Raw genomic sequence first — 6,999 nt, 5'->3', positions numbered from 1 at the left:
TCCACCTGCTGCCGGCGGTGGTGCGAGAGGTCGGCAAGGACACCGAGGTGCATGTGGACACGGGCATCATGTCGGGCGCGGACATCGTCGCGTGCGTCGCGCTGGGCGCGCGGTTCACGATGATCGGCCGGGCGTACCTGTACGGGCTCATGGCGGGCGGCCGCGACGGCGTCGACCGGACGATCGCGATCCTGAGGGAGGAGGTCGAGCGGACCATGAAGCTGCTCGGCGTCGCCTCCCTCGAGGAGCTGGAGCCGGGCCACGTGACCCAGCTGCAGCGCCTCACCCCCCGCTAGCACGGGAGGTCGGTCGTCGCGGGCATGAGAGGGCGGGCTCCATTGCGCTCGATGGTTCAGGCAGCGGAGTGGTAACCCGCCTCCTCAAGCGGGTTTCGGGTGATACCCGATTCCAAATCCCATATCCTCTCCCACATATGCAGGTTGACCTGTGGATACAGAAGCCGACCGGTTCGATTGAGCCGGTCGGCTTCTTGCTGTGCCCGCCCGCAGCCGACCGGCTGCCGTCCGTCGCTAGGGATGCATGAGGGTTGCAGCGTGCATAGGATGATCGGCGGGCGTTGACCGTGCTCACGATGGTGTCGCCACCTTGCCGAAGCCGAGGGCCGAGTCGGCGCCGAGGTCCCCGATCATCGACGCCATCGACGCCATCGACGCCCTGCCCTCGCTGAAGAGCCGCCGGCATCGACGGCCCCATCGCCTCCGCGCGCGCCAAAGTCGTCGAGACCCGCGACGCCCTCCAGGCCCTCGCCACGGGCGGACGCCAAGTCGCCGACGGCAACGACACCCTCGCCGGCCAGATGTCCGCCCTCCGGCATCACCGAGGCCGCCGACGGGGCGAACGCACTCGCCACCGGCGCCGCCGCAACCTCAGCACCCGACGCGAGGCGGGTTTTAAGGATGGTGCGTCACCACTAGTATTTCTGGACAATCCAGGTGTCCGTTGCCCAACCGTGAGTTCTCGCCCAAGGAGGTCCGGTGTCTCCGGAAACCCCACCCGAATCGGCACCCCAATCGGACGATGCGAAGGAGGAGCTATCGCCGGACCAGCAGTACGACGCCGCAGTGGCGAAATCGCGTCGCGCCGGACTGCTCGCTCTCGCCAACCTCACCGGCTTCGGCCTGGGCTACCTGCCGATCGGCAGGTGGAAGACGTTCCTTGCGATCGCCGGCATCAGTTCTGGGCTTCTCGCCTGGTACCTGTTCGTCGGAGGCTTCTGGGTTCCGTTGGTCCTGTGGATCCTCGTCGCGCTCGTCTCCGCCGTCGGTATCCTCTCGCTCGCGGGGGTGCGCAGCTACACCAAGCGCACCTCCGTGCGCGCCTGGGAGCCGCTTGCCCTCCTTCTCTCCCCGCTACTGGTCGCCATTGCGGCCTCACCATTGGCGGCTGGCCCGAACCGCGAGGTTGACGACCGCATCGCCGTGGCGATCGAGAACGGCGACTGCGAAGGCGCAGCGTCGGCTGTCGAGGACCGGTCATGGTGGCTCTCGCTGCTGCGCCCCTCGACGATCGGATTCGACGGCGACATCGCAACCTCCTGCGAACAGCTCGAACTCGCGCAGGACGGCGACGCCGATCCCGCAGAGCGCCTGGCGGCCATCGAATCCCACCTCGACGGCCCGATCGCCTGGGAGGGCGCGCAAGCGCTGCGGACCGAACTGACCGCCCGCACCGAGGGCCGGACGGTCGCCGACGGTTCGGACCGGCAGGCCATTGCCGATGCCCTCGCCCAAGCTGCGGAGCGGTTCGCCGACCTCGAAGCCGACCTCGACACGATCGGGCCGGTCTTCGCCGAGGCCCTGCTGGCCGCCGCTGAACCGTGCAGCACCATCCGCGTTGCAAGCGAACTGGCGTCGACGGCATCAGCGCCGCTGCGCGACGCCTACACGGCCCTGGACGCGAGTGCGCCTGAGCGGCTGCTCGCATGCACGGAAGGCTACCTCGCGAGAGACGCTCATGTGGGCGCGGCGACCGAGCTTGACGAATGGATTGCGGCCAACCTCGAAAGCGCGCACGCCGACTATGCCCAGGACCTCCTCGGGTATGTGGACCTGCGCACGGTCCTCCCCGACTGGCCGGACCCCCGAGGCGCGGTCAACGACTACTGCTCCTCGCCCAAGGCCAACCCGCTCCTCGACACAGGCACCGCCGACGGAGCGGTGGTCTTGGCGCACAGCGAACTGAGCGATCCGGTCGACGCCGCCCACTTGGCCCAGACCGCCGCGACGGCCGAAGCGGTCCTGTGCGCAGACGTCGAGTGGGAATCGGGTCCCACCTGCTCCTACATCGGTATCGGTGGCGAAGCCCGGATTGAGACCCTGCAGCCGGTGCTGCGATGGGACCTCTGGGATCTGGCTTCGGGTCAGCGCATCGACGGTGGCACCCGCGACCTGGGAAGCGGCTGCGCGTCGTCGGTCTCGTACGAGGTGTGGAACGGGATCGACATCCCCCCGACCGAAGCTGAAGGCGCGATCGACCAGGAGGCCGTGCGGTCGGTGCTCGACAGCGCGCTCGCCGACCACCTGTAGGCCCGCGACCCGGCGCGCACGCAGGCACAGCGAGAGGCGGGGCCGCGCCGCTGTCGGACTTCCGACATGCGCGGTCGCGCCGAAATCTTCGTTCGGCTCGTACCGACGCCGGGGATCTATACCGTCGATGGAGCCTCGCCGACCGAGATCCGATGCCGAGGCCTCACCGACGAAAGGCAGGTTCCGATGCACACCTGGGTACGCAGCATCATCGTCGCAGTCGTGATGGCGGTGGGGGCCGTCCTCGCACTCACCGCCCCGGCCGAAGCGGCGCAAGAGGACCCACTGGTGGCCTCGGCACGGCAGCTCGTCCAGGACGGCACCCTGGTCCTGCACTCCAACGCCGCGGGCGACCTCCGATGGGACCAGGCCACGACGCACACCATGGACGGTCTCACCTATGTCCACGCGCCAGCCGCGAAATTCGAAGGGGACATCTCGAGCCTCACCGTGTTCTTCACCGAAGACGAGTCCCACGCGCACTATGTGGAGATCTTCATCGCGAGCGCCGACACCGCGCCGACCGACATGGGCGTCTGGCAGGACGGCACCGCCGTTGATCCCGCCCCTGACGCCGTGCTGTACTCGTCGTCCTGGTGGGACCGGTTCAAAGCCTGCCTGAGCGAATACGCCGGGCTGAGCGGGACCGCGATGGCGACGATCGCGGCGGCGTGCATGTTCTTCTGCGCGGGGACTGCCGGCATCGGCTGCATCGTATGCGCCTCGGCGACAGGCAGCGTCGGTTCGGGGACGATGGGGCATTGCGCGGCCGTGGCCGACGCCGGTTGAGCCGGGTTCGACGAGGCCTTGCGAACCGAGCCCTTGCCGCAACGGCGGGGGCTCCGCCGCTGTGTCGCGGGCTCGAGGGCTCGTCAGCGCACTGGTTCGTCCCAGTACCGGTTGGTCCACATGCGGCGCAAGCCGCCTCGCAAGTCGGCTTTCGGCGCTTGCGGCCGAACGGGTGCAGCTGCGGGCCCGAATTCGACGATGCGGCAGCTCCAACCGTGCAGCACGGGCTCGCGCGGATCGGGAACGGCAGTGACGGCGACGAGCAGTTCGACACGCACCACCTGACCAGGGCCGATCTCGATGTCGGTGCGTCCCGTTTCAGGAGGGCCCGCGGCGGTCGAGACCGGCAGGGGCGACGCGGGCGTCAGTGCCTGGACGAGGTGCCGGCCCGGCGGGACCTCGAGCCACATCCTGGTCCAGGACGCACCTACCGGCGTGCCGTCCAGGATGACCTCGGGCGGCGGGACGGGGCTCCGGTGCCGGATCGGCACGAGTTCGCCCAGCCGGTCGAGGGCCTTGCGCTGGCGGTGGTCGATCCGCTTCTGGCCGGGATCCAGTTGCCGTGCCAGATCTTCGGAGGACAAGTCCTCCTTGACGAAGCGGGCCTCGATGAGCAGCCCCGCCCCACCGTGGCCGAGAGCGGGCGGTTCGCCGTCCGGGTCGAGCACGACCGGAGCCAGCGCGCCATCAGGAGCGAACGGCCGCGTCGGCAGGGGCGCCTCGGGCCGCAGGCGGTTGTAACGCAGGAAGGTCCACGCCACCCGCAAGCCCCAGCAGGCCAGTGCCGCGGCAGGGATGCCGAAGAGGAAGGCGAACCCGACCGCTTGCCCGACCGGGCCGTGCTCGGTGAGCACGCCGAGGTTGATGCCGGCGACGAGCACGAGCGGGCACAGGAGCATCGCCAGGATCGCCACGATGACGCTGCGGCGGTGGCGCGACAGTGCGGGAAGGTACTGGAAGTAGTTGAGTCGCCCGCGAGGGCCGAGCGTGTGACCGGTGTTCCCGGCCAGGACGCCACGCAGGTCGCCGGTCGCATACGCGCGGTGGGCCTCGCCGAGGACGCCGACGTAGTCGAGCCTGGTGGTCTTCCCGGCGGCGATGTCGACCGCTCGCCACGTCCGCGAATGGAGGCTCTGGACCTCGACGAGGTGGCGGCCCTCCGCCAGCGGCAGGTCGATCGCACCCCACCCGGCCGCCGCGGGCCTCCCGTCCACGACGACGACCGGGACCAGGCTCGCTTTCAGGTCGTCCAGGCTCGCGACCGGGTCGCCCGCGGCCCGGCGGGCCTGCATCGCCTCCATGCGCGGACCGAGCGGCTTCATGCCGAGGCCCGCGCTGTAGCCGACTCGCAGGCGCAGCGTGCCGCCGCCGCTCGCGCCCGGAACCGCCCCGAGCGGGGCGATCCTCCAGGCGCGCCACGGCGGTTTGAAGCACGGGCTGCGCCCCGCGATCAGGTCCACTGCACCTCAGTGGGGTTGGTGAGCTCTTCGGGCAGGTACTGCTGGACGGCATTGGAGACGCCGTCGGCGGCGCCCAGGCCCGCGCCGCCGCCGTCGAAGCCGCCGTTCCAACTGTCGGGGTCGAAGACGTTGCCGCCCTGGTAGGTCGGGAAGATGTTGGTGACCGACTGGACGCCGTTCTGCCACAAGGACGTGGTCGCGTGCCGCCCGCCCGGGGTCATGGTGAACTTGCGGGCGTAGAACGTCGCGAAGCCCTCCAGCATGTTGACGATGCTCGCCCCGGCGGCCTCCAGCGGATTGGCCGGATTGCCGTTGGCCTTCTGGAACACCCAGGTGAAGAGCGTGAACGCCCCCATGAGCGCCGCGCACGTATGCGAGGCGACCGAGATCATGCCCTCGGTCGCCTTCGCCCAGCCGACCATGGTCGCGGCAGCGGCCGTCGCGCTGGCGCGAATGCCCGCCGCGGCCGGCGCGCCGATCCCCGTGGCGAGCGCGGCGAGGTAGGCGATGAGGAAGGCGTCCATCACGATCGTGCAAGTCAGCAGGAACGCCCAGTAGGCGGTGAGGATGGTCGCCATGACGATGAGCTCGGAGGCGACCATGACGGCGTTGATGGCCAGTTCCTGCAGCTGCTGCTTGAAATCCTCGGTCTTCTGCTTGAACGCCTCGGCGTCGTCGCCGCACCAGTTGCCCTCGTTGACGGTGTCGACCTCGGCCTGCAGGGCCTCGACGGCGTCCCAGTTGCGCTCGGCGAGCGTGATCCAGGCGCCGGCGGCCTTGAACATGTCACCCGGGTTGCACTGGTTCATATAAATGCTGGTGGCCAAGGACTGCACCGAGAGCCCGAAGGCGATCGCGGGCGGCATGATCGCCACGGCGCAGCTCTTGATGACGCCGTTGTAGTAAGGGGACATCGAGTTGCCCAGCTCGAAGAGGGATTCTCCTGCGGTCATGGGGTGCTCCTCAGTTTCCGGTGCCGCCGAAGGCGGTTGCGCATGCCTCGTCGGCGTCTTCCATGTCCTTCACGCACCCCTCGACCGCGTCATGGAGTTCACGGAAGCACTGCCCCGCGCCTTCCATGCACTCGGTGACCGTGGCGACGGCGGTGGTGTACGCGATCGCCATCGTCCGGGTCACCGCCGTGTACAGGGCGCGGTCGATGGCCTCCAGGTTGCCCAGGGGCTCATTGGTCGACTCCAGGATCGGGACGACCTTGCTGTTGATGTTCTCGTTGAGTTGGGTGACGAACGCGGCGTCGAAAACTCTGCTCATGAACGCTCACTGATCCTTCGCTTCAAGTCGTCGCCGATCTGCCGGGTGCGCTCGATGAACGCCGAACCGTCCTGCGCGAACGACTCGGTCGCCGCCGCCCCCGACTCCACGGTCTCCTTCAGCTCCTGGGGGAACGTCGCCCTCGCCTGCTCATCAGAGCGGGCCCGCACGGCGGCCCTGGCGGCAGCGATGGTCTCGGTGAGCGCTTGACCGAGCCCTTCAACGCCGCGCTGGCGGGCGGTGGGGCTCATCCGCACCTCGGCGATCGTCCGGTCGGTGGAGGCGACGACCACGATGTCGCCCTCGGGAGTGGCGGCTTCGGCGGCGACCGGCTCGGTGTCGGACTCGGCGAGCGACGCCTTGGTCTCGCTCATCGTGAAGACCACGCCGCCCAGGTGTTCGACCAGGGCCCGGTCGTGCTCGGGTGCTGCGGTCGGGTGGCCTGAGGGCTCGGTGATGCCGAGGTGGCGGCGGGCCAGCGCGGCGAACGCGTCGTAGCCGCCGCTCGCCAGTGCGGCTTGGAGGCCGCCGATGGCTGCGAGATCGGCGTCCAGTGATGCTGCGACGTCCTCACCGGGGCGGGGTAGGCGCTCTGCGGCTTCGACGACGCAGCGCGCGATCTCTGCGGGGGGCCGCCGGAACCCGGTGACGGACACCTCGACGGTGATGACGTCGTCGCGCAGTCGAAGCATGACGCATTCGTCGGCGTCGGTGAATAGGTGCTCAGGGTTGTCCACGTGACCTGCTTTCCGGGGGGCGGGGTACCGCTCAGTCCACGGTACTCAGGGTTTACCAGTCGGCGGAGCGTGGTCCGTGATCGTCGGCCTCTTCGCGGCCGGTGCGGTGAGGGCGACGAGGGCGGCGCCGATGAGGGCGGCCAGGAGTGATCCGGCGAGGACGCCGATCTTGGCCTCGGCGGTGAGCGCCTCGGT

Annotated in this window: 7 protein-coding genes; 3 read left to right on the top strand and 4 right to left on the bottom strand. The window is 69.4% G+C overall.

Annotation, left to right across the window (positions count from 1 at the left end):
* From AB0K52_RS25570 to AB0K52_RS25560, 3 genes are all read left to right on the top strand, one after another.
* Positions 1-296: alpha-hydroxy-acid oxidizing protein (locus AB0K52_RS25570; protein WP_363537347.1), on the top strand; the 296-nt coding region annotated here is incomplete at its 5' end.
* A gap of 786 nt (positions 297-1,082) precedes the next feature.
* Positions 1,083-2,546 (top strand): hypothetical protein, encoded by a 1,464-nt coding sequence (locus AB0K52_RS25565; RefSeq protein WP_363537344.1) that lies wholly within the window; start codon positions 1,083-1,085, stop codon positions 2,544-2,546.
* A 186-nt stretch (positions 2,547-2,732) separates the two neighbouring features.
* Positions 2,733-3,335 (top strand): hypothetical protein, encoded by a 603-nt coding sequence (locus AB0K52_RS25560; RefSeq protein WP_363537341.1) that lies wholly within the window; start codon positions 2,733-2,735, stop codon positions 3,333-3,335.
* 83 nt (positions 3,336-3,418) lie between these two features.
* Here AB0K52_RS25560 and AB0K52_RS25555 read toward each other — a convergent pair whose 3' ends face one another.
* Genes AB0K52_RS25555 through AB0K52_RS25540 form a run of 4 tightly spaced genes read right to left on the bottom strand, consistent with a single transcriptional unit; the run spans position 3,419 to position 6,804 of the window.
* A complete protein-coding gene (locus AB0K52_RS25555; protein WP_363537338.1) occupies positions 3,419-4,795 on the bottom strand; it encodes a hypothetical protein in 1,377 nt (458 codons plus the stop codon).
* Entirely contained in the window at positions 4,786-5,748 is a 963-nt protein-coding gene (locus AB0K52_RS25550) for a hypothetical protein (protein WP_363537336.1), read from the bottom strand. Before AB0K52_RS25550 ends, AB0K52_RS25555 begins: the two co-directional genes overlap by 10 nt.
* A 10-nt stretch (positions 5,749-5,758) precedes the next feature.
* Positions 5,759-6,067, bottom strand: a complete 309-nt coding sequence (locus AB0K52_RS25545; RefSeq protein WP_363537333.1) for a hypothetical protein — start codon at positions 6,065-6,067, stop codon at positions 5,759-5,761.
* Positions 6,064-6,804, bottom strand: coding sequence for a hypothetical protein (locus AB0K52_RS25540; RefSeq protein WP_363537330.1), 741 nt, complete (start codon positions 6,802-6,804; stop codon positions 6,064-6,066). The genes AB0K52_RS25545 and AB0K52_RS25540 overlap by 4 nt, the downstream gene beginning before the upstream one ends.
* Between the last annotated feature and the right edge of the window lie 195 nt (positions 6,805-6,999).

It is taken from the genome of Glycomyces sp. NPDC049804, assembly GCF_040674615.1.
In the GTDB taxonomy this organism is placed as follows: domain Bacteria; phylum Actinomycetota; class Actinomycetes; order Mycobacteriales; family Micromonosporaceae; genus Glycomyces; species Glycomyces niveus.
The sequence above is the reverse complement of the archived record's forward strand: the minus strand, read 5'-3'. Positions and strand labels throughout refer to the sequence as shown.

Excerpts from the sequence above, each read along its gene's own strand:
- AB0K52_RS25560 (WP_363537341.1), top strand. The coding sequence starts at position 2,733 with ATGCACACCTGGGTACGCAGCATCATCGTCGCAGTCGTGATGGCGGTG.
- AB0K52_RS25550 (WP_363537336.1), bottom strand. The coding sequence starts at position 5,748 with ATGACCGCAGGAGAATCCCTCTTCGAGCTGGGCAACTCGATGTCCCCT.
- AB0K52_RS25545 (WP_363537333.1), bottom strand. The coding sequence starts at position 6,067 with ATGAGCAGAGTTTTCGACGCCGCGTTCGTCACCCAACTCAACGAGAAC.